The 23397-nt window shown below is 44.8% G+C and carries 21 protein-coding genes; 7 read left to right on the top strand and 14 right to left on the bottom strand.

The features are described from left to right. Nucleotides 1–196 precede the first annotated feature (196 nt). From C6H00_RS07130 to glmU, 10 genes are all read right to left on the bottom strand, one after another. Nucleotides 197–3916, bottom strand: a complete 3720-nt coding sequence (locus C6H00_RS07130; protein WP_104750294.1) for an Eco57I restriction-modification methylase domain-containing protein — start codon at nt 3914–3916, stop codon at nt 197–199. 16 nt (nt 3917–3932) lie between these two features. Beyond that, nucleotides 3933–5597, bottom strand: a complete 1665-nt coding sequence (locus tag C6H00_RS07125; protein WP_233704475.1) for a phosphoethanolamine transferase — start codon at nt 5595–5597, stop codon at nt 3933–3935. A 21-nt stretch (nt 5598–5618) separates the two neighbouring features. Continuing rightward, nucleotides 5619–6959, bottom strand: a complete 1341-nt coding sequence (gene radA / locus C6H00_RS07120; protein WP_104750396.1) for a DNA repair protein RadA — start codon at nt 6957–6959, stop codon at nt 5619–5621. Beyond that, the gene (gene ftsY, locus C6H00_RS07115; protein ID WP_199769214.1) at nt 6943–7827 is read right to left on the bottom strand and encodes a signal recognition particle-docking protein FtsY; all 885 of its coding nucleotides are present in this window, start codon (nt 7825–7827) and stop codon (nt 6943–6945) included. The genes radA and ftsY overlap by 17 nt, the downstream gene beginning before the upstream one ends. After that, a complete protein-coding gene (locus C6H00_RS08865) occupies nt 7827–8396 on the bottom strand; it encodes a TlpA family protein disulfide reductase (RefSeq protein ID WP_233704474.1) in 570 nt (189 codons plus the stop codon). The genes ftsY and C6H00_RS08865 overlap by 1 nt, the downstream gene beginning before the upstream one ends. After that, a complete protein-coding gene (locus C6H00_RS07105; RefSeq protein WP_104750292.1) occupies nt 8387–9004 on the bottom strand; it encodes an NAD(P)H-dependent oxidoreductase in 618 nt (205 codons plus the stop codon). Before C6H00_RS07105 ends, C6H00_RS08865 begins: the two co-directional genes overlap by 10 nt. 9 nt (nt 9005–9013) lie before the next feature. Then, nucleotides 9014–10162, bottom strand: coding sequence for a methionine adenosyltransferase (metK, locus tag C6H00_RS07100; RefSeq protein WP_104750291.1), 1149 nt, complete (start codon nt 10160–10162; stop codon nt 9014–9016). Next, entirely contained in the window at nt 10155–11222 is a 1068-nt protein-coding gene (gene tsf, locus C6H00_RS07095) for a translation elongation factor Ts (protein WP_104750290.1), read from the bottom strand. The genes metK and tsf overlap by 8 nt, the downstream gene beginning before the upstream one ends. Continuing rightward, the gene (rpsB, locus tag C6H00_RS07090; protein WP_199769213.1) at nt 11209–11997 is read right to left on the bottom strand and encodes a 30S ribosomal protein S2; all 789 of its coding nucleotides are present in this window, start codon (nt 11995–11997) and stop codon (nt 11209–11211) included. The genes tsf and rpsB overlap by 14 nt, the downstream gene beginning before the upstream one ends. Nucleotides 11998–12112: 115 nt before the next feature. Next, complete coding sequence (gene glmU, locus C6H00_RS07085) at nt 12113–13420, bottom strand: bifunctional UDP-N-acetylglucosamine diphosphorylase/glucosamine-1-phosphate N-acetyltransferase GlmU (RefSeq protein ID WP_104750289.1); 1308 nt, start codon at nt 13418–13420, stop codon at nt 12113–12115. 68 nt (nt 13421–13488) lie between these two features. Between glmU and fliP the strand changes: the two genes are divergently transcribed. Continuing rightward, nucleotides 13489–14247, top strand: a complete 759-nt coding sequence (gene fliP, locus C6H00_RS07080; protein ID WP_407645541.1) for a flagellar type III secretion system pore protein FliP — start codon at nt 13489–13491, stop codon at nt 14245–14247. Here fliP and C6H00_RS07075 read toward each other — a convergent pair. The 3 genes from C6H00_RS07075 to C6H00_RS07065 are packed head-to-tail and all read right to left on the bottom strand — an operon-like array spanning nt 14244 to nt 16208. After that, complete coding sequence (locus C6H00_RS07075; protein WP_233704473.1) at nt 14244–14642, bottom strand: DUF4149 domain-containing protein; 399 nt, start codon at nt 14640–14642, stop codon at nt 14244–14246. The two genes, fliP and C6H00_RS07075, sit on opposite strands and share 4 nt — an antisense overlap. Before the next feature lie 44 nt (nt 14643–14686). Continuing rightward, entirely contained in the window at nt 14687–15337 is a 651-nt protein-coding gene (locus C6H00_RS07070; protein ID WP_104750287.1) for an outer membrane protein, read from the bottom strand. Nucleotides 15338–15392: 55 nt separating this feature from the next. Then, the gene (locus tag C6H00_RS07065) at nt 15393–16208 is read right to left on the bottom strand and encodes a flagellar hook-basal body protein (RefSeq protein ID WP_199769212.1); all 816 of its coding nucleotides are present in this window, start codon (nt 16206–16208) and stop codon (nt 15393–15395) included. Between the two features lie 48 nt (nt 16209–16256). Here C6H00_RS07065 and C6H00_RS07060 point away from each other — a divergent pair, with 48 nt between their 5' ends. From C6H00_RS07060 to C6H00_RS07040, 6 genes are read left to right on the top strand one after another with little or no spacing between them, the layout of a single operon-like run. Next, on the top strand, nt 16257–16829 hold the full coding sequence (locus C6H00_RS07060; RefSeq protein WP_104750285.1) for a DedA family protein: 573 nt from the start codon (nt 16257–16259) through the stop codon (nt 16827–16829). 48 nt (nt 16830–16877) lie between these two features. Beyond that, on the top strand, nt 16878–17033 hold the full coding sequence (locus tag C6H00_RS08580) for a hypothetical protein (protein WP_158655756.1): 156 nt from the start codon (nt 16878–16880) through the stop codon (nt 17031–17033). Between the two features lies 1 nt (nt 17034). Next, complete coding sequence (selB, locus tag C6H00_RS07055) at nt 17035–18870, top strand: selenocysteine-specific translation elongation factor (protein ID WP_233704472.1); 1836 nt, start codon at nt 17035–17037, stop codon at nt 18868–18870. A gap of 10 nt (nt 18871–18880) precedes the next feature. After that, nucleotides 18881–20437 (top strand): glycerol-3-phosphate dehydrogenase/oxidase, encoded by a 1557-nt coding sequence (locus tag C6H00_RS07050; protein WP_104750284.1) that lies wholly within the window; start codon nt 18881–18883, stop codon nt 20435–20437. 1 nt (nt 20438) lies between these two features. Then, nucleotides 20439–21926, top strand: coding sequence for a glycerol kinase GlpK (glpK, locus tag C6H00_RS07045; protein ID WP_104750283.1), 1488 nt, complete (start codon nt 20439–20441; stop codon nt 21924–21926). Nucleotides 21927–21938: 12 nt separating this feature from the next. Further along, complete coding sequence (locus C6H00_RS07040; RefSeq protein ID WP_104750282.1) at nt 21939–22682, top strand: MIP/aquaporin family protein; 744 nt, start codon at nt 21939–21941, stop codon at nt 22680–22682. A gap of 51 nt (nt 22683–22733) precedes the next feature. Here the strand turns inward: C6H00_RS07040 and C6H00_RS07035 are convergent, their stop codons facing one another. Beyond that, complete coding sequence (locus C6H00_RS07035; RefSeq protein WP_104750281.1) at nt 22734–23387, bottom strand: tetratricopeptide repeat protein; 654 nt, start codon at nt 23385–23387, stop codon at nt 22734–22736. Between the last annotated feature and the right edge of the window lie 10 nt (nt 23388–23397).

Genomic DNA, 23397 nt, shown 5'->3' with positions numbered 1-23397 from the left:
TCTAGTGTTCTAGGCTTATGGGTCGGGGGTCGCAGAGGGTGGCGCTCCGGAAAGGAGACACGCCATGAAATTGCTTGTAATCTTAGCGGTGTTAGTGGTTCTAGCCCAACCACTTCACTAAGCAGTGAATGCCCGGGGGGCAATGCCCTCTAGGCACCGCTAGGATTATTGTGCCATAACTTCTTTAATTTTCCCCTTATTCTTCCCACAAACTCTTCACTAACCCCACAAACCCCGGTTGTTTGTTTTGCAAGACTCTAAATGAATCTAGTAGGTGCAAGAATTGCTCGCGGCTTAGGGCGTAAATATCACGGGCGATGAGAATATCCAACTCTGCGCGTTTGGTGTTTAAAAGCTTTTGGGTTTTGGGGATGTCTAAAGGGGTTGTAAAGAGAGTTTTTAGCTCACTGAAGTGGTTAGCTGAATCGTAATAAAGCTGGCATTCTAGGGCAGACTTAGCGAGCGAAAAGTAAAGGGGGTTGTCTTTGATCTCTTCAAGGCTAGGCTGGGGGAGGGGGAGTTGATAGACATAAACTTTATGCGCGTCAATTTGTATTACGCTACGCAAGTAATAATTTACTACCAAAGAATTAAACAAACCCAAAGCAAAGAGGGTTTGCAAGGGCGGGGTTTCTAGTATGCCCTTTGGGGTGTAAATGTAGGGCACACTAACCCATGTCGTGTTGCTCGTGGCGTGGTTTTTAGGCATTAAGCTAGCAATAAAACTTCTTTCATTCGTATCGCATGCAACCTCTCTATACCCCAACCTCAAATATTGATACTCATAGGCAATCGCCCCGCTATATCCCCCTTTTTTGGCGCGGTGTTGTTCTCTACTTTTTAGTTTTTCTTCTAGTTTGCTTTGATTGACCTTGTAGCGGGGTGGGCTAAATTCTGCGTTAAATTGGTGGATATGTTTGCCCTCTAGCATGGGCATGGTTTTGCCCTGCACTTTGTTAGGGGGGATAAACAAGTCTTTATCGGTTGTCATGTTGAGTTCTTGCCTAAAATCCAACCACCCCTCACTTAGCCTAGAAAACTGAGCGGCACAATGATCTAAAATCTCTAAATCTAGGGCGTTTCGCACTTCCTTAAGCGCGCATTTGGGGGTTTCTAGTAGAGCTGTCGGGGAGATCAAAAGGGGTTTTTGCTTGGTGATGTCGCTGAGATTTTCTAAGTAAAAGAGTGTTTTAATGGGCTTAGTGTGCTTTTGTGCGCTAATGCCTAGCAAAGCGAATTTGTAACGGCTATCCACATCGGGGAAAATGCCTTGGCGGTTTTCAAAGCTGTAGAAAAACTCTAGGGCATGTGCTTTTAAAATATGTTCTCTTAAATGCAAACTCCCCTCTTCTAGCATTAAGGCACTTGGAATGACTAAGGCTAGCTTGGCTTCAGGAGCTAACAGGCTCAAATTGCGCTCAATAAAAAATCTAAAGAGATTGCCATGCATGCCTGCACTGGATAGAGGGTAAGCGGCTTTGTAATAGGCGTTGGTGGTTTGGATATGGGCTTGCTGGGTTTCAAACTCTTTTTTAATGTAGTCTTTGTCTAGAGCTTCGTCTTTAAACTTGGTTTTTTCAGCAAGGCTAAAGGTGCGGTAATTACTCCTAAAAGAGCTAAAAAACTCGCTTTCATCAAAGATTGTTTTCTCCCAAGGGGGGTTGGTGATGATGGCATTAAAGCCGCTGTGTTGCAGAGCAAATAACCCCCCTGCTCCTTGTGCGATTTCAGGGAATTCTATTTCGTAGTTGAAAAATTTAAACTCTTTGGCGTGGGCTTGTATGCACTCTTTGACCTCTGCATACTCTGGGGTGTGTAATTGCTCTAGCCCGACACTCTCTAAACCCTGCGCTTTCTCTCTCCAAAACTCTTTGAGGGTGGGGTCTGCTTTGTGGGTGATGATTCTATGGGTGTTGTAAAAATTTAAATAGAGATTGAGTTGGTCTAGGTGGGGCTTTAACTCGCCATAGAGTTTTTTAGAGCGTCCAATCTCCTCTTTTGTGCTATCGGGGATATTAGCCAAATCGCTAAAGAGGGTTTTCAGGGTTTCAAATTCCTTAAAGAAGTTGTCATTAAAGAGTTTCCCGCTTTCACCCAAAAAGGCTTCAAATTCTTTTAAAGAGCAACCTATGAGCGCATTTCCGCACTTGATATGGTGCTCTAAAAAGCTTAAAGGCGTGCCAAAGATAAAGCTATCAATCCATAAAGAGAGTTTGGCTAACTCGATGCTAAAGGGATTGACATCTACCCCATAGATCATTTTCTTTAAAAGCAGGCGTTTTAAGATCGCCGCTTCATCGACTTCATAAGCGGGGTTATAGGCTTGCACTTGCGCGCTTAGGGTGTTGATCTCCTCTTGTAAGAGGGGGCGCAAGGCTTCAAAGCCTAAAGCCTTTTGACTAGCCTGATTGAGGGCTTCTATTAAGAATGCGCCACTCCCACAGGCATTGTCTAAAATCTTAAAATTTAGGACATTGTCATCATTCAAGCCTGCTAGGGCGTGCTCTACTAAGCTTTTGGTGATGTCCTCATGGGTGTAAAAACTTCCGCTAGACTTCCTAGAGTTGGAGGTGTTTTTGAGATAAATTTGCCCCTTAGCGTAGTGTTGGGTTTTTTTGGCTTGCTTTTGGATTTTTTGGTAGTCGTAATTGTCATAATAGCCCTCCCCTTTGGGTGTGGTGCAGTAGTGCAATTCTTCATCAGCTAGGGCAAAGAAGTAGGACATCAACCCCTCGTAAATGCTCCCCAAATGCACCACGCTTAGGGTGGCGTAACCGCGTTGGGATTCTCCATAGTAGAGGAGATGGGTTAAAATCTGTTTTAAGAGTTTGTCGCTGATGATCTTGCCCTTTTTAAAAAGGGCGGTTTTTTCAGGCTCAAAGAGTCCGCCATCAAACAAGGGCATGGCGTAATTCTCATTGCCCTCATTGTAGATGGCAAAGAGTTGTTCGAGTTGCCCCATACCCACATAACTATTATCTCTATCGCCTAACATTTTTAGCAATTTGCGGACACTCAAATAGTCTTTAAAACAAATGTGCTCTTTGAGCGTGTCCTCAAACTTGTCTTCAAAGTAGGCAATAAAAAGTAATCTAAAGAGAAAATAGAGGGTGTTTTGATAAATCTTGTCTAGTTTTGCATCAGGGTTGCGTGCGTATAGGGCTTTGCCGATGTCTTCAAATAAAGAGAAGTCATAGCCCTCTGTGCCATAGATGAGATTTTGTAAATCTTTTTCAACAGCGCTCTTGTGTTGCTCGTTGGCTTGGAGTGTGGCACTGATTTGGGGGTCTTGATTTTCTTGGGGCAAAAAGTTGGCGGCGTTAAAAAGATGGTAAAAGTAGAGGAAGTGATCGAGGTTTTGGGTCTGCAAGATGAGTTCTAAATTGATCTCAAAAAAGACTTTATTATAAGTGGGCTTGCGCGCGTCATAGAAACGCCACACTCGCCCATTGGTTAAAAAGCCGTAATTGTGCCGTAACGCATTGAGATAGCCTAAAAGTTGGTAATGGGGATTGTGGGTAATTTTCTTATTATCTATGGCGACGCTGTAAGCCTTGCTCTCACAGATCACACTGAAAAAGGCGTTACTGGCGTATCTTTCTGCTTTGTCTAGGGCTTGGTATTCTTGTTTTAACCCTGGGCTAGCAAAGAGTAAAAAATCGGGCTTTTCTAGTTTGTCTTGGATGATCTTTTCTTCTTGGCGTAGATACTCCCAGCCCAAGAGTTCTAAGACCTTAGCAATGAAGCCATCTTCAAACTGGTGTTCGTTGCTGGTTTTAAAGTTTTGCAACTTGAGGGCTGTCATTTTTTCTAAGACTGCTTTAGCTTGCTCTTTTGTCTGCTCAAAATGATAGAGTTTAGGCAATTCCTGCTCTAAAGTGTAGGGAGTAAAAAGGGTGTTGTGGATGTAGGGCATGGGGACTCCGTATGTTTTAATGGGACTTATAGACATTGCTGTTACAATATACCCGTTTTCTGTGGGTATCAAACTGAGGGCTAAAGAGATTTTTACTCTCTAAATTGTCCTTAGTGTGGATTCCTACAAGGGGTAGTAATGAATGGATGAGATCGTCGCTCATAAAGGGCTTATTGAGTGCCTCGCTGATACGCTTGAGCTTATCTGGGTGCTTTTGTTTAAAGGTGTCGGTTACATAGATCATAAAGGGGATTTCTACGCCATAATTTGAGCATTTATGCCCGGAGTAATGTGCGCTTTGATAGACATCTTCGGCGTGATCGGAGAGGTAGAAAATAATGGCATCTTTGTTTTTAAACAGATTAAAGATGTCGCTTAATACTTGATCGTTGTAATAAAGTGAGTTAACATAATCGGCGACAATTTGCTTATCTGCTTCATTTTGTACATGCAGGTTTTGATAAGGAATGTCTGCTGGGGTGAATTTGGTAAAACTTTTGGGGAAGCGTTTGGTATAGGTGAAATGACTACCAAAGAGATGGAAAATCATAAAGTTCTTAGAAGTGAGTTGGCTTTTGGCCCGTTGCTCAAACGCCCCAATCACCCATTCATCTAAAGTCGCGTTAGGGACATCTGTAGGGCCATTGCTCCAATAACGCTTATTAAAGGAGTACGAAACAAGCGAAAAACCTAGATGATTGCCTAGATCGTCTTGAGAGTCGATCCAAAAGGTTTGATAACCTGCCATCTCAAAGATACGCCCTAAGTTTCTTTGCGACCACCATGGGGTATTTTGACTCTCCATGTTGCCATAATTTAAGAGAACCTGAAAAACTGGAAGGGTGTTAGCAAAGGGAGAGATAGCATTGTTAAAAAGATAGAGGTTTTTTTCCGTCTTTAGTTTGCTTAAATGGGGAGTGTTGGGCACGCTGTAGCCATAAACTTCCATAAAATGGCGTGAAGCGCTCTCGCCTATAACCAAAACCACATTAGGCACGCTGTTTTTTTCTACACTCAAATAATCTTTAGGGTAAGGTTGTTTGAGGTTAGTGTAAATCGCCTTGCTTTGCTGGTATTGCTCTAGTACGCTAACCATAGCGTAAATTTCTTTGACAATGGGCATTACGCGAGTGGGGATATTAGGATTGATTAAAAAGCTGTGGCGATCTTGCAGATAAAACACCCCGATATTATGCGCCCAAAAAATGCAAAAGCTTCCTGTAAAGATTTTTAGATTTTGCTTGGGTTGCAAAGGGATTTGCACACGCACCATATACAAAAAGAGCAAACAAGCGATCCAATAAAACCCTATAAAGCCCAAATGGGGCAAAACCATGCTTTCAAAAAACTCCCCACTTTCTCTAAGGTTTGTAGCCAAGATTGTGCCCACTAAAGAGCGTGTGAAGGCCATTTGAAAATAATAAGAAGCGTATAAATCTACAAAGGTTAGCCCCAAATCTAAGCACAGCATGGCGTTTTTGGCCACTCTCACCAAGCGGGGGGATTTGATCAAGCTTAAGAGAAGATAGTAAATGTAAAAGACTAAAAAACCATAAAAGGCGACTTTTAACACATGCCATAGAGTTTCTTGAAAACCATGCGCCTCTGTAGCAAAAAATGCTACCACCACAGGCACAAGCCACATCAAAAAGAAACGACGATCTAAGACAATCTTGCCCATATTGCCCCTTTAAAGTCTTATTTACATCCACTCAATGATTTGGGACACATCCTTAGCTTCATAGCAGGCGATAGAGGTTTTTAAATTGGGCCTTTTAGGCACAATCGCCTTTAAAAAGCCGTAATTCTCCATTTCTTTAAGGCGGATATTTAAATTAGGCACTTCTTGCACCGATCCCGTCAGCCCCACCTCCCCAATAAAGGCGGTTTTATTGCTGATGGGTCGGTTTCTAAAACTTGAGAGGATGCTAGCAATCACGGCTAAATCCGCACTGGTTTCACTGATTTTAATCCCCCCGGACACATTGATAAAGACATCATAACGATTGAGCGGAATCTCTAGCTTTTTCTCTAGCAAAGCTAAGAGCATGTGTAAGCGGTTGGTGTCAAAGCTGGTGGCTAATCTTTTAGGGTTAGCTAAAGAGCTCTCACACACTAAAGCTTGAATTTCTAAAATGAGCGCGCGCGAGCCCTCTAACACCACACTTAAAGCACTGCCCGCTAGGCTTTGCTGTTGGGAGAAAAAGAGCTTAGATGCTTCTTTAGCGCTCATTAGCCCCTCTGTGTGCATTTCAAAAATGCCCACTTCACTAGTCGCTCCAAAGCGGTTTTTAAAACTGCGTAAAATTCTAAGCTCTCTACTGGGATCGCCCTCAAAGTAAAGCACGGCATCGACCATGTGCTCTAACACTCGGGGTCCAGCAATCGAGCCCTCTTTGGTGATGTGCCCGATGATAAAAATGGCGATCTGCTCTTGTTTGGCTAGGCGCATTAAATCAAAGGTGATTTCGCGCACCTGAGAAATCGATCCGGGAGCCGAGCTTACCGCACTTGAATAGAGGGTTTGAATCGAGTCGATCACACAGACGGCGTAATTAGCCCCGAGTAAATGCGCCTTGATCGTGTCTAAATCGATTTCATTGAGTAGATATAGCTTTTCTTGCACGCAAGCAAGCCGGTCCGCTCTTAGGCGAATCTGCCCTGCGCTCTCCTCCCCGCTCACATACAGCACGCTTAAGCCCGTGCCCGCTAGCCCCCCAGCCACCTTTAATAACAGCGTGCTTTTGCCCACCCCCGGAGCCCCCCCAATCAAATACAACCCCCCGGGCACAATCCCCCCACCTAGCACGATGTCTAATTCTTTTTGCGTGGAGCTAAAGGTGCTAATGCTCTCTTGCTCAACTTTTGTAATAGAAATGGCTGAAAGTTTGGGGGAATTTTTAAGGGGCTTTAGGCTTTCTAGCTCTTTGGGGCTGATCTCAACAAAGCTCTCCCACTGGTTGCAATTATTACACTTGCCTAACCACTTAGGACTGATAAACCCGCAATGTTGGCACTCAAAAACCCTAGATTTCTTGCCCATCTTTAAAGATTGCATCTAAAAGGCTTTTGACATACTCCACTTCCTCAAAAGGGATTAAATCGTTTTCTTTCTCCCCCACGCCCAGATACAAAATAGGCAGTTGCAATTCATAAAGAATGCTCAAAATACATCCCCCCTTGCTCGTGCCATCTAGCTTAGTGACAATCACTCCGTCTAGCTCCAAACTCTCATGGAAAATCTTAGCCTGCTCGAGGGCGGAGCTGCCCTGCGTGCCATCTAGTATTAGGATTTTATAGTAAGGGGCATTGTTTAACGCCTTGCTACACACTCGTGAGATTTTTAAGAGCTCGTTTTTAAGGTTGGTTTGGTTGTGCAAACGCCCGGCAGTGTCGATGATGATTTGATCTGCCCCCCGCGCGATCCCTGCCTCAATGGTGTTATAAGCTAGCGCGCTAGGATCGCTATTTTGCCCCGCACTAATCACCTCTAATTGCAACTTCTCCCCCCAAAGTTGGAGTTGTTTGACCGCCGCGGCCCTAAAGGTGTCGCCTGCACCTAGCAGGACTTTTTGCTTGTTTAGCAGGTGTTTTTTAGCCAGTTTGGCGATGGTGGTGGTTTTACCCGCCCCATTCACCCCTAAAATCAGCGAAACTAAGGGCTTGGTGTCAATAGGCTTTAAGCACACTTGATCGTAGTAGCTTTCCTTGCGTAAAAAGCGCATCAAGGCTACTTCTAAATGGTTGCGCTTGATTTGCTCGGGCAGGTGCTCTAAGAGTTTTTCGACCAAGTCAAATTGCACATCAAAGCCGATTAAGATTTCCTCGAGTTCGTCCTTACTGAACACCGCATCTTTGCTCTTGAGCAAAGATGCTACATTTTGGATGGTTTTTTTAAAAAAGTTAAACATCATTGTTTCTTGATTGCTTGGGTGTTGAGCAAGTCTTGAATGTCTTTAGCCAACATTTCTTCAACCACCGCGCCGTGATAGCTTTGATATAAAGAACCATCAGGTTTATAGAGGAAAAAATAGGGGAGTTGCCACTGCGTACAACCCAAACTTACGCGCAACGAATCTAAATTGTCTTTGGGGTTGAGTAAAGTAAATTTAAGTGTGTGGGCTTTGATGTAGGCATCAATGGTTTCTTGTTTATAGGGTTTATCCAACACGGCAACAAAACTCACCTCTTTAAAATTACTCTGCAAATGCTTTAACAGAGCACTATAGGGGGCAAATTTGGGTTCTAAGCTCAAAAATAGCATGAAAATAGGTTGAGCAGACACTCCTTGAAGTTCTAGTCCCTTTGGGGTGTGTTTGAGGATACTTATTTGTCCTTGCTGGTTGAGAAACTCCCATGTTGTAGGAAGCTCCTTAGTTTTGGTTGCGGGTTCTGTAAGGGTATTCTCTTTTTTCTTATGCTGATCGGAGCAAGCACTCAGACCTAGCAAAAGCAAAATAAGAGCGCATTTTAGAGCCACCGAATCGCGCTCCCCTTAGACTTGCGTGCTTTAGGGGTGGGAGGCATCGCTCCCTTGCCCAACGCAACTAAGCAGGCAATTTTGGGAGGGTTAATAAAGGTGCTCAATGCCTGTTTAACCCCCTGGGGATCAAAACCGCCAATAATGCACGAATCCACCCCTAAAAGCGTGGCTGCTAGACACATCTGTCCCACAGCGATATAGCATTGTTCTTTTAAATACCCATCAATGAGAGTTGAATCCCCCTGCAATCTCTCTTTAAATAAAGTATTCACCCCATCGCCAATGCGCTCCAAATAAGAGGGGGGGCAAAAGCTGGCAAAATAATCGTGTTTGAGCATACTAGAGTGCATATAGCCCACCACCACTAGCGCGCTTGCATCTTGAATCATCTGCGCGTTATAACTCACATGGGGCAGGAGGGCATCTTTATGCGCACCTTGTAAGACCAAAAACTCCCAAGGCTGGGTGTTGTAAGAGCTAGGAGCTAGCCAAGCAGCTTTGAGCACTTCCTCAAGCACTTCCTTAGCCACTGGGCGACTAGGGTCAAATTTTTTGCATGCAAAACGACGTTGTAAGAGAGAGTGAAAGGCTTCTAAAGACAACATGGGATCTCCTTAGTGTTTAAAATACTCTTGAATAGCTTTTACCTTGTCTAATTGTTCCCAACTAAAGCTCCCGCGTCCAAAATGCCCATAAGTGGCCGTTTGACGATAAATAGGGCGCAAGAGATCGAGGCTTTGGATAATTCCCTTGGGAGTGAGCTTAAAAAGGGCGCGCACACAAGCCTCTAATTCTTGAGGACTATGCTTACTTGTGCCATGCGTGTTCACATAGACAGAAACTGGCTCAATAACCCCAATGGCGTAAGCAAGCTGGATCGTGGCTTTAGCACAAATCCCGCTAGCTACTAAATTTTTGGCAATATAGCGCGCCATGTAGGCCGCGCTACGATCCACCTTAGAGGGGTCTTTACCACTAAAAGCCCCGCCCCCATGTGGACAACTTCCCCCATAAGTGTCTACAATGATTTTACGCCCCGTTAAACCCGCATCTCCCTGTGGTCCACCAATCACAAATTTACCTGTGGGGTTGATATGATAAATGATATTATCATTAAGGAACTCTTTAGGGAGCACTTTATAGACAATTTCCTCGATCACGGCTTCTCTGAGGTGCTTTTGATCCACTTCAGGAGAATGTTGAGTAGAGACGACAATAGTATGTACCCCCACAGGTTTTCCATCTTCATAGCGGATTGTAACCTGTGCCTTGCCATCGGGGCGCAAAAAAGGCAAGGTCGCGCTTTTACGCGCTTGGGCTAAACTAGAAGTGATGGAGTGGGCCAAGTGAATGGGCAAAGGCATATAAGAGGGGGTTTCATTGCAGGCGTAGCCAAACATTAAGCCCTGATCGCCTGCTCCCACTTCCCCATCGGCGCGATCTACACCCTGATTAATATCTGGGCTTTGCTCGCCAATCCCATTGAGCACAGCCGCACTGCGGTAATCAAAACCATAAAGCGCATCTGTGTAGCCAATGTCGCGCACTACTGCGCGCGCGATCTCTTGCATGGGGGCATAAATTTTAGTTTTAAGTTCACCTGCAATCACGCAAAAGCCATTGGATAGCAAGGTTTCACACGCCACGCGCGCATGCGGGTCGCGCTCGATAATGTAATCTAAAATGGCATCGCTAATCTGATCGGCCATTTTATCTGGATGTCCCTCAGTAACTGATTCTGAGGAAAAAAGATAATTAGTCATGGCTTATTTGCGCAGCCACTTCGGCTGCAAAATCTTCGCTTTTTTTCTCAATCCCCTCGCCCACTTCAAAACGCACATACGCACTAATGCTCAAAGTGTCCTGTAACTCTGCTCCCTTGTCTTTTAAAACTTGCGCGATGGTTTTTTTATCATCCATCACAAAAAACTGCCCTAGCAGGGTGAGGCGTTGATCTAAAAGAGTGTTATCAGCAATAAAGCGCTCCATCTTGCCCGGAATGATCTTATCAAAGATTTTTTCTGGCTTACCCTGCTCTTTAAGCTCTTTTTTATAGGCTTCCTCTTGTTGGTTTAGCACCTCTTGGGTTAACTCAGCGTGGCTCACAAAGGTTGGGATATGTTTAAGAGGTTTGCCCAAGCGTTTAGCTTCCTCATTTTCTTTTTCCAATTCAGCCACTAGGGCTAATTTTTCCTGAGCGATAAACTCTGGAGTGAAGGCGTGGTGATCTAAAACAACTGGTTTCATCGCAGCAGCATGCATGGCGATTTGGCGGGCTAGTTCGCGCAGTTTGTCGGTGTTAGCCGGGTTAGTGTGGGTGATTTTAATGAGGGTTCCAACCCGGTGATTAGCATGCAAATAACCATTTAAGGCTTCGTTTTCTTTGGCACTTTCATGGGCTAAACGACGCACTACGATATTTTCCCCAATTTTAGCCACCGCAGCATGCAGGTAAGACTCATAACTGCCTCCCTCTAAGGGAGCTTTATAAAGTTCCTCAGGGGTTTTAGAGTGGTGTTGTTTTGCCACTTCTAGGGTTTTGTGCACCAATGCTTTGAAGTGGTCGTTCTTAGCTACGAAATCTGTTTCGCTATTGATTTCTAACATAATAGCTTGTTTGGCATCTACCTCTAGGGCGATCACCCCCTCAGAAGCCACGCGATCGGCCTTTTTAACCGCTTTACTCAAACCTTTTTGGCGTAGATGTTCAATAGCTTTTTCTAAATCCCCTCCGCACTCTACTAAAGCTTTTTTGCAATCCATCATGGGCGCATCGGTGATCTCGCGAAGCTGTTTAACTTGTGCAGCACTAATTTGACTCATGGACTTCTCCCTGCTCTTCTTGATGTAATTCTTCTAAGACCTCGATGCGTTCCTCATCACTCACTGGTATCATCTCTTGAGATTCCTCAGAACGGCCTACAAGTTCCCGACCCTCTGTAATCGCTTCAGCCATTTCTTTACAAAAGAGGCGGATAGAGCGAATCGCATCATCATTACCGGGGATGGGGTAATCTACCAAATCAGGATCGCAATTGGTATCTAGGGGAGCGATGATGGGAATACCCAAACGGCGCGCCTCAGCCACCGCGATTTTTTCTTTCACCACATCGACCACAAACATCATGTCAGGCATTTGTTTCATGTGGCGCACTCCACCTAGATACTTTTCAAGTTTCTCTTTTTTGCGCAAGATCATGAGCTTCTCTTTTTTGGTGAGCAGGTCGATCTGTCCGCTAGTTTCCATGTCTTCCATGATTTCTAGCTTGCGTACGGATTTACGGATAGTGCTAAAGTTGGTGAGCATTCCGCCTAGCCAGCGGTAGTTGACATAGGGGACATTGACCTGCATCGCATATTCTTTGAGCGCATCGCTGGCTTGTTTTTTAGTGCCCACAAACATGATAGTTTTGCCCTCAGAACTTGCGTCCCGCACTATATTGTAGGTATAGCGGAAATAACGCAAAGTTTTTTGCAAGTCGATGATGTGAATATTCTTGCGCACTCCAAAGATAAAACGCGCAGTTTTAGGATTCCAACGCCTTGTCTGATGCCCAAAATGCACCCCACATTCCAACAAGTCTTTCATTGTGATCATAGTTACTCCTTAAAGTTTGCCGCCACACCCGACCGAAGACCTTAAGTATGGGTGTGTGTGGATTTGTCTAAAAGACGCGCGATTTTAGCGCATTCAATATAAAGGTCAGATTAAGCTAATCCTTTTTTTCCTCAAAGAAGCGTTGATACCCCCCCGCCTTATTAACTTGGGGTGTGCGGCTTAAAGCTAGATCGCCCTCTTGCATATTAGTTGTGATAGTGCTTCCTGCGCCTATAAGAACATTGGAAGGAATGTTTAAGGGAGCGATGAGCTGGGTATCGCTTCCAATAAAAACATTCTGCCCAATAATGGTTTTGTGTTTGGCCTTGCCATCATAGTTGCAAGTGATCACGCCCGCGCCTACATTGCTCCCCCGATCAATACTACAATCTCCCAAATAGCTCAAGTGTCCAGCTTTGACACCGCTCAATTTGGCTTGTTTGGTCTCTACAAAATTACCTACATGGCTATTGATTATTTCAGAGCCAGGTCGTGCGTGAGCTAGAGGTCCTATAGTACTATTTTCAATCACGCTATTTTCAATCACGCTATGCGCCTTGATATGGGCATTTTTCAGATGGCACTCGCCCACAAGCCGCACCCCTTGTTCTAACACACAAGCCCCCTCAAAACTAATCCCCTTTTCTAGGTAAATGGTGTGGGGGAGTTGCATGCACACCCCCGCCTCCATCGCGCTCTCTCTTAGACGATGAAGCATCGCCTCTTCAGCCTGTGCGCGCTGGTTTTGAGAGTTTACTCCCATAAAATACGCAGGATTTACAAAAATGGGGGTAAAGTCCCCCCCACCTAAACCTACTAATTGCGTCAAATAATATTCTTGCTGTGCATTGTGGTTATCTAGTTGAGGCAAAAACGCGTGTAAAAACTCTTGATTGAATAAATAAACGCCAGCGTTTAAATTAGGGATACTCAAGGTTTGCGTATCCGCGTCCTTTTCTTCTACAATGGCTACCACGCGCCCATCTTCTAGCACCACGCGCCCATAGCCTGTTGGCTGGTCTAAATGAAAAACCCCCAATGCGTTGGTGTTTTTAATCTCTAAAAAGGGTTTTAGGGATTCTTGGGTGATCAAGGGCATATCTGCGTTCAATACAAGCACTTGTTTATGCTTGGTTAAAATGGGCTGTTTGTGTGTATCCATGAGTGCCCCCCCCGTGCCTGGAAAACGCAAGTCTTGCAAATGCAAAGCAATACTTGCGTTGCTAAAGGTGTGTTTGATTTTTTCCGTGATAAGAGCATGTTGGTGTTGCAAAATCACATGCACATCATCGCTCAAATCTAAGGCGACATCCAGCACCCAAAAAAGCATTTCACGCCCACAAATTTTATGCAGGACTTTAGGCACACTAGAGCGCATGCGCGTGCCCTTGCCTGCAGCCAAGATCACAATAGAGAGAGCCATGGACATCCTTTTAAGCGATTTTAACACAAATGCACTATACTTTGGGATTCATAAAAACGAGGTGCGTATTGTTATTAAGATTGGTGTTAGGGCTTTTAATTTTAGCTCTAGGACTTGGGGGGGTGGAATTCCCTAAAGATCCAGTGATTCCTACGATTGATTTATCCTTAAGCGCACCACACACGCCTACACAATTAGTTACGACTTTAAATGTCGTCTTGGTGCTCACGCTCTTAGTCTTAGCCCCTTCTTTGATTTTGGTCATGACAAGTTTTATCCGTCTAATCGTGGTGTTTTCCTTTTTACGCACTGCCCTAGGCACGCAACAAACTCCCCCCACGCAAATTTTGGTGTCCTTAGCTCTAATTTTGACTTTTTTTATCATGGAACCTAGTGTCAAAAAGAGTTACGAGATTGCTATCAAACCCTATCTAGCTGAAAAAATTTCTTACACGCAAGCCTTTGAAAGGGGGGTTGTGCCTTTCAAGGAATTTATGCTCAAAAACACGCGTGAAAAAGATTTAGCTCTCTTTTTTCGAATCCGCCATTTAGAAAATCCTAAAGATGTCAATAGCGTGCCCTTGAGCGTGCTTGTGCCCGCCTTTATGATCAGTGAGCTTAAAACTGCTTTTCAGATCGGGTTTTTGCTCTATCTGCCCTTTTTGGTAATTGATATGGTGGTCAGCTCTATTTTGATGGCAATGGGGATGATGATGCTCCCCCCTGTGATGATTTCTCTCCCTTTCAAAATTTTAGTTTTTGTCTTGGTAGATGGCTTTAATCTTTTGGTAGAAAATTTGGTGGCCAGCTTCAAACATATTAGCTAACGCCGCCACACACGACCCACAAAGCCAGCACAGAGCAAAACAAGCAGAATCTTAAAGAGAATTTCACTTTGTGTGTGCATTTGAGCAAAAGCCTGTGTCGCTGTTTCGCCTATAGCTTGAGCGTGCAAAATATGAGGCGTGTAGTAGAAACTAAAAAGAGCGATTAAAACCACGCTAAGCAAACCTAAAAGTGCTAGCAAAGCCCGCCTAGATCGCTTGAGCAAAAGATATAAGCTATCCAACCCGAGCAACACGCCTAAGGCATTCAAAAACGCATTGGCCTGCACAAAGATACGCCCCATGAGCACCCCCGCATCGCCTTGTGAGAGCAAACCGGATTTAAAAATAATGGGAGCAACCCCAGCTCCTGCAAAGAACACTATTCCAACGCCCATCCCCAATCCCAAGAGGATTAGTACATACCAAAATCTCAAAAACATTAGAACAAGAAATAGTAAGCCGCCGTGAACGCCCAATCTCTCTTGAGGCGAATCACACTCTCATTAACCTCTGTACCATTAAAATATTCTGTGTAGTTAGCATTCATCATGGGAACTTTAAAACCTAATTCAATCCCACTATGTCTAGCCAAGACAGCGCGCACCCCACCATTAAAAAGCCATTGGAATTTGGTTTGGGGGTTATTGCCTTTCACTAACGACCAAGTGTTACCCCCTATGGCTATACCTCCAAAGACCCCAAAGCTAAAACCAGTCGTGTTAATTAGGTTGATTAGTAAGTCCAAGCCCACCCCATAACCTGAGAGGTTAAAGCTGTTATTGGTGAATGCTACATTACTATTAGAGATCACCTTGCCAAAATCTGTAAGACCCCAGTTATAAAAGCCATAGTAGCGCAGGCCGATCCAACCCTTTTGGCCAAAGAGCTGGTTATAACCAATGCGCGCTCCAACTCCCTGTGTGATTGCATTTTTGGGGAAAATGGCATTTTTAGTACCTTGTCCTAGCACCTTCGCCTTGAACGAAGTTCCCCCCATTTCATACATAGCCCCTACAAAGAACGCACTCTTTTCAGCAGATAACCCCCCCACTAAAACCCCCAAGAGACTTAAGGTTTTTAAGGTGCGCATAAGAAACTCCTTTTTGTCAACATAGAGGCAAAGATCGGGCAAAAACGCATTTATTTTAAGCCCGCGCTGCCAACTTGCTGATTGCCTCAGCATGCATATCGTCCATATGCGTACGCAAGACTTTAGAATACATGTCCACCAAACGATTGGCTTCAATTAAGCGAGTCATTTCGCGCACGGCGTTGACATTGCTTTTTTCTAAGAAACCTTGCCGCACGATGGGCGCGTTCAGTTCCACCCTTTCAGCCATCCTATTTTGAGGGTAGGTGTATAAATTATTCCCAATTTTCTTTAGCAGTTTTTGGCTCTGAAACCCTACCACGGCGATATTTCCCCCGGGCACCTCTTCATTTCCATCGTGAAAAAAGACCGCTCCAGTATTTCCCACACTCACGCGCGCCCCGGGCAACATTTGAATCCCCCCTCCACTCTCAAGTCCTTCCCGACTCAATACATGGTAGCCATCTTTAGTGCTTAAAAACCCCTGCGAATCGATGGTAAAGCTTCCATCCCTTGTAAAGGCAATGCCCTGAGGGGTTTGCACTGCAAAATAAGCATTGGGATCGCTTAGAGCAAAATCCAAATCGTTATCTGTTTTTTGCACGGCCCCTAGGCTATAATCTGTATAGCGTTCGCTGATGATAGGTACACGATTAAGATTCCTGTTTAAGTATTTTGCCGCCTGCTTTGTTTGATCCTGTAGGGGCAGTTGATCGCGGTAATTTTGATAAAGACGCAAAAAGTCTCCCACCACCACATCATCACGCTTAAAACCATTGGTATTGAGGTTAGCTAGGTTGTTAGAAATCTGATCGAGGCGGTTAAATTCTGTAACCATGCCCCCTGTTGCGTCATAATATCCATTTGTCATGTGAACTCCTTGTAATGTGCTATTATAGCCAAAAACATAAGGGAACACATGCAAGAGACTATTATGCATTTCCAACAACTATTTGCCACTTGGGGGTATCTCTTGCTCTTTGTCTATTCTTTAGGAAGTGGCTATGTAGGGATTGTGGCCGCTGCTATTTTAAGCTCTATGGGAGCGATGGATATCTTCATGAGTATTGTTGTAGCAGGTGCGGGCAATTTTGTAGGGAGCATGGGGCTAGCTTTATTGGTGCGCACACAAAAAAAAGACCTCTATGTCTATTTTTCTAAACACCGGCGTAAATTTGCCCTCGTACATGTATGGCTACAAAAATATGGCGTGTGGTTGATTTTGGGCAATAAGTATATTTATGGAGTCAAGAGTGCTTTGCCTCTAGCCATTGGTTTTAGTAAGTATAATCTGAAAAAATTTGCACTTTTAAATGCCGGGGCTTGTGCACTTTGGGCTTGTCTTGTAGGTTTGGTGGCTTTTTATGCTAGTGCGTGGGTGCGTCATTTGGCCGATACTTTAAGTGGGTATGCCTATCTTGTGCCTGTAGGTGCTGGTATCTTGTTGATAGGTCTTTGGTGGGTGTTAAAAAAAGTGAGTGCCAAGATTTGATCAGAATTGCGTCAAAAACGCTAAAATTAACCACATTAAGGAGAGAACATGGACAAACTACTTTCTATAGGTCTAGCGTTGTTATTATTGGGCGGTTGTTGCCAGTGTCCTTCTAATTCAGCAGCCCCTACAAAAAAACACAAGCAACATAAAAAACCTCCCAAAGTCGCCCCTAATGATGGCGAACCTGCGCAAGTAGAGTAGTGTGGCTATAGGGGAGACGTATTTTTTATTAGGGGTGTGTGGGCATGTTGATCATGGCAAAAGCGCGCTCATCAAGGCCTTAAGCGGATTTGAGGGGGACACGAGTGCCCAAGAGCAAGAGAGGGGAATGACCATTGATCTAAGCTTTAGCCATCTTAAGGGTGCGCAGCGCACCTTAGGATTTGTAGATGTCCCGGGTCATCAAAGCTTGGTGGCGACCATGATTTCTGGGAGTTTTGCCCTAGATTTAGCTCTATTGGTGATCGATGCCCTAGAGGGTATTAAGGCACAGACTTTGGAGCATTTATTAGTGTTGTCTCTTTTGCGTATCCCTGTGCTTGTGGTGATCAGCAAAATAGATCGATGTCCCAAGACCCAAGAATTAGAAAAAGCCATCTCTAGCGTGCTTGAAGAATACCAGCTAAACACTCTAGGACTTTTTAAATGCAGTATCTATGATCCTAGCAGTCTTGAAGTGCTCAAAAACTTTTTGCTAACTCATCCATTCTCTAAACAAACCCAAGATAACGCACTCAAAGACCTCTTTAGACTCTATGTCGATCGTGTGTTTGTGGTGGCAGGGCGGGGTGTAGCTGTGAGTGGGACTTTGCTAGGTGGAGAGATTAAAACCGGGCAGGTAGTCTATATCCCCGCTTTAGAAAAAGCAATTCGTATCAAAGCCCTACACCAACACGGCGTTGAGGTAGCCCAAGCGCATGCCCACCAACGCGCCGCCCTGTTGCTAGGCGATGTGAAAATTACAGAAATACAAGTAGGCATGCTCTTAAGTCAAAAGGGAGTCTTGCGCGCTTTTAATGCTATAGATGTGCAACTCTTATCGCCCAAAAACGCCCCCGCGCTCAAACATAATCAAAAGGTGCAGGTGCAATTAGGCACGCTCAAATGCAACGCTAAGGTTTTACTTTTAAGCCCCCCTTTTGCTACTCTTATTTTTAATTTAAAAGTTTTTGCCTGTTTTTACGATCGTTTGATCTTAAGTTGCTCTGGGCGGGTGTGGGGGGGCGCGTTGGTGTTAAACCCCATTATCGATCCGCTCAAAAAACCCCTTAAAATCGCTCTGCTTCAGGCGTTGGCGGTGCAAAATTGGACTGAGGCTTTTAATCTGTTAAGCCAAGCGCACAAAAAAGGTTTTGGGCTTCTCTCTTGCTTGCAACGCTTTGGGCGCAACCACGCCCAAGCCCTAGAAATTGCCAAAGAAATTCCCCATACAATTTTGGATTCTCAGGCGATGGTGCTCTATCCTAACACTGCCTTAGAAAATCTCAAGCATAAAATTCATGAGATTTATAGCCATAACCCTTATGCTCTTTTGAGTGTCAAGGGCTTATGTGCCATGCATAGTCATATCAGCACACACTTAGCAACTTTAGCCTTTGAAGCCCTGCAGAGAGCCCATTTTTTAGAGAAATCCGGGGGGCTTTGGGTGCGTAAGGGCGTGCCGCTCAAGCAGGCGCAAACAAAAGTGCAAGACACGCTTTATAAACACATTGAGCAAGCCAAATACGCCCCCCAAGCTCCCTACAACCTCTACGACTTATTAAACATCGATCGCGTGGTTGGGGATAATGCGCTCAAATCTCTCTGCCATGCCTGTAAAGTTGTGCGCTTGTGTCATAATGTGTTTGTGGCTTACGGGGTTTTACAAGATGTTTTAGCATTGATGAAGCAACTTCTAAAAAATCATGGCTACTTAGACATCGCCTTATTAAAAACGCATCTTCCCCTCTCGCGTAAATTTCTTATCGCCTATCTAGAATATTTTGATAGCTTAGGCAAAACCATCAACACACAGGGTAGACGCACCCTAAAACCTTAAAAGGAATAGCATGCAACGCACTGATCAGCTAAATCATCTTAATAAAGATTTATGGGATGTGATCATTATTGGGGGCGGGGCGACTGGACTAGGAATCGCCCTAGACAGCACCACTAGGGGTTATAAAACTTTGCTTTTAGAGCGTAAAGATTTTACGCATGGAACTTCTAGCCGCTCAACTAAATTATTGCACGGAGGGGTGCGCTATTTGGCTCAGGGAAATTTTTCTTTAGTCTATGAAGCTCTGCATGAGCGCGACTATTTAATTCAAAATGCCCCTCATCTGTGCCGCTCTCAGGCGTTTATTATCCCTTGTGCAAATTTTTTACAAACCCTCTTCTATGGTTTTGGCCTTAAAATTTATGCTCTAATGGCAGGTAAGTTAAACCCCAAACCTAGTAGTATCCTCACCCAAGAAAAAGCCCGCTTGGCTCTGCCAGCTATCCTAGAAAATAAGCTTACTAGTGGAGTGCGCTACTATGATGGGCAATTTGATGACGCACGACTAGGAATCACCCTAGCTTTAAGCGCGCATGCTCATGGAGCTACTCTCATTAATTACATGGAAGTGCTAAAACTTCTTCAAGACGATCGCCAAAAAATCTGCGGGGTGGTGGCATGCGATAACATCCATGCCAAAACTTACACCCTGCGCGCCAAGGTGGTGATCAATGCTACGGGCGTTTTTACTAACCCCATTAACAAAATGGATCCTAGCACGCAGGAAAATCACATTACCCCTAGTCAGGGCGTGCATTTGGTCTTTGATCGTAAATTCTTGCCCACAGACAACGCTTTAATCATTCCTAAAACCTCTGATGGAAGGGTGCTTTTTGCGATTCCCTGGCATGACAAGCTTGTAGTGGGCACTACAGACACCCCCATTCAAGAGGTCCAAGACAACCCCCTCCCTTTAGAAGAAGAGATAAAATTTTTGCTCGACACTCTGAAAGATTATTTGAAAAATCCCCCGCAACGATCAGACATTCTCTCTTGTTTTGCAGGGCTTAGACCCTTGATTGCTACGGGCAATACAGAGACAAAAAAAGCCCCTCGTAACCATAAAATCTATGTCTCTGCTAATCACCTAGTTCATATTAATGGGGGAAAATGGACCACTTACCGCCACATGGCCCAAGAAACTTTAGATATCTGTATTCAAAAACAACTTCTCCCTTACAAGCCCTGTATGACTAAAGTTCTTAAACTTCATGGTTACTGCAAAGATTCTTTACCTGCACACCTAAAAGTCTATGGCACAGAAGCGCGCAAAATTCTAGACTCTCAATCCAAAAACCCCACTCTAGCCCAGCAAATCCACCACAAGTACCCCTACACTTTTGCCCAAGTGTTGCATGCCCTCCAACATGAAATGGCACAGAGCATAGAAGATGTGCTCTCTAGGCGCATACGCCTTTTATTCTTGGATGCTAAAGCCGCTTATGAGAGCGCGCCCAGCGTAGCGCAATTCGTAGGGGAGTATTTTGGCTGGGATCAAACAAAAATCGCTCAAGAAATCCAAAGCTTCCAAGATTTGGCTAAGGCACATCTCATCACAAAGGATTAACATGCAACAATATCTTATGGCCTTAGATCAGGGCACCACCTCATCAAGGACACTCATTTTTAACAAACAAGGGCAGGTGGTCTCTATCGCTCAAAAACCCTTTAATCAATTTTTCCCTAAGTCTGGTTGGGTAGAACATGACGCTAAAGAGATTTGGGCAACACAGATTGCCACCTTGACGGAGGCTTTAGCCAAAGCAGGCTTGGACGCTAAAGAGATCGCTGCCATTGGGATTACTAATCAAAGAGAAACCACCATCATATGGGATCGCCACACGGGCGAACCCATTCATAACGCCATTGTCTGGCAGGATCGGCGCACCGCCGATTTGTGCGAAACTCTTAAAAAAACCCACGCCTCTATGATTCAGGCCAAGACGGGGCTAGTGATCGATGCTTATTTTTCTGCCACTAAAATTGCTTGGCTTTTAGATCATATCAAGGGAGCGCGGCTTAGAGCAGAAAAGGGGGATCTGTGCTTTGGCACCATAGATACTTGGCTAGTCTATAACCTCACTAAAGGCAAGGTGCATGTGAGCGATGTGAGCAATGCGAGTCGCACCATGCTTTACAATATCCACACTTTGCAATGGGATAGTGAACTCTTAGAGCTCTTTAATATTCCTCCTAGCTTGTTACCAGAAGTAAAATCCTCGAGTGAAATTTATGGGCATTCCGCCACGCGCTGGGTGGAGAGTGCTATTCCCATTGGTGGCATTGCTGGGGATCAACAAGCCGCGCTCTTTGGGCAAATGTGCGTAGAGCCGGGCATGGTGAAAAACACTTATGGGACGGGTTGTTTTTTACTCATGCACACTGGAGAAACCCCCGTTACTAGCCAAAACCATCTTTTAAGCACGATCGCTTGGCAGATTGGGGGCAAAACCCATTACGCCTTAGAGGGGGGCGTGTTTGTAGGCGGAGCGGCTATTCAGTGGCTAAGAGATGGGGCAAGAATGATTCGCACCGCTGCAGATATTAATAATTTAGCTGCCACGGTGGAGGATAATGGCGGGGTTTACTGCGTGCCTGCTCTCACAGGACTAGGCGCGCCTTACTGGGATCAATATGCTAGAGGGGGCATTTTTGGAATCAGTAGAGGGACTACAGATGGGCATATCGCACGAGCGATCTTAGAGGGGATCGCCTTTCAAGTGCATGACATCATTAAAGAGATGGAAAAGGATGCTGGGCACCCTTCTAGGGAAATTCGCGTAGATGGGGGTGCTAGTGTGAGCGATTCTTTAATGCAAATTCAAGCAGATATTTTAAACACTCCTATTATCCGCCCCCAAAACACTGAGACTACGGCGATGGGCGCGGGTTATTTGGCAGGCTTAGCAGTGGGCTTTTATAAAGATTTAGAGGAAATCAAATCTTTATGGGCGATTAATCAAACTTTCAGCCCCAAACTTGAGAGAGCAAAAGTAGACGAAATGTTGCGCTTTTGGAAAAAAGCCATTCAGGGCGTAAGAGCTTGGTTAACTTAAAGGAGGAGTTGTATGGAAATTTTTGTTTATGAAGTTTTAGGCACAGCTCTTTTAATCTTGCTAGGTAATGGCGTGGTCGCTGCGTGTTGTTTGGAGGGCACTAAGTGCGGAAATTTGGGCGGACCGGCTCAATGGATGGTGATCACAACCGCGTGGGGGTTTGCGGTGTTTGTGGGGGTGGTGGTCGCTGGACCTCATAGCGGGGCGCATTTAAATCCAGCTATCACCATCGCCCTAGCACTAGCTGGAAAAGTCCCTTGGGGGAGTGTGTGGCTTTACTTGATGGGACAATTTTTAGGGGCGATGCTAGGGGCGTTGCTAGTCTATGCTACTTATTACGATCACTTCAAAATCACCACAGATGAAGGCGCAAAACGGGCTTGTTTTTGCACAGAACCTGCTATTAGAAATTCTGTTTCTAATTTTCTAAGCGAGACTTTGGGAACATTTGTGTTAGTGTTTGTAGTGTTGCACATCGCTAATTCCTCGATCTCCATTGCTGAGGATGCCCATGCTAAAATCGGACTAGGTAGCATTGGTGCGTTGCCTGTAGCTTTGTTAGTGTGGGTGATTGGACTCAGTCTAGGTTCTACAACCGGTTATGCGATCAACCCAGCAAGAGACATGGGTCCTAGAATTGTGCTAGCCCTCTTGCCTTTAAAAGTTTCTGCGGATTTTTCTTATAGCTGGATTCCCTTCTTCGCCCCCTTGTTGGGTGGAGTCTTAGCAACAGGCTTAAAGATATTTTTAGGCTAGGGATTGCTTGCCTGCATACAAGCAGCTATTTAGGGGGCTTAGACCAATCCCTCACTCTCCAAGCTCAAATACCTTAGCAGTTCCGCCATAGCTAAGATCACCACAAGGATCTTCACCCCCAAGCTCAGGTGCATTTTCCAGTGCTTTGTGGTGCAGTTGGACTAACTTTTGTGTAGCACAAGCTTTTTGATCCTTGATTTGTAAAGCTTTGGTGTAAAACTCTTTAGCCTTTTTGCGATTCTTTTTAAGCCCCACATGTCCATACTCATACATCTCGCCCAAATAGAGATAAACCTTAGCTTTTTGGTAGTATTGCAGGGCTTTTTGGATAGTCTTTTGATCATCTTTATACAAATAGCCTAACCTTTCATAGGCACTCGCGTGATCTTGGCTATCTCTTTGAGCCCCCTTGCCCGCTTTAATTTTCTTTTCAAAGGCTTGGGTGGCTTTTAGTCTATACGCTTTGGCTTGCACCTTGTCTTCTTTTACGCCCAAACCATTGCTATACATGTCGCTCAAATAAAGATAAGCATCCGCACCGCCCATCTTAGCCATCTGCTGGAAAGCTTTCAAGGCCGCTTTAAAATCAGTCGACTGGTAGGCTGTGTGCCCTTGCTCATACAACTTTTCTAAGCTACTAGCCTGAACTACACCTAATAAATAGGAGGCAAGAAACATCGCAACCAACGCTCTTTTGAAAAACATATGCCTCCTT

Origin of the sequence: Helicobacter cynogastricus, from assembly GCF_900197855.1 — a bacterium.
GTDB lineage: Bacteria > Campylobacterota > Campylobacteria > Campylobacterales > Helicobacteraceae > Helicobacter > Helicobacter cynogastricus.
This window is presented reverse-complemented; position numbering and strand designations above follow the sequence as displayed.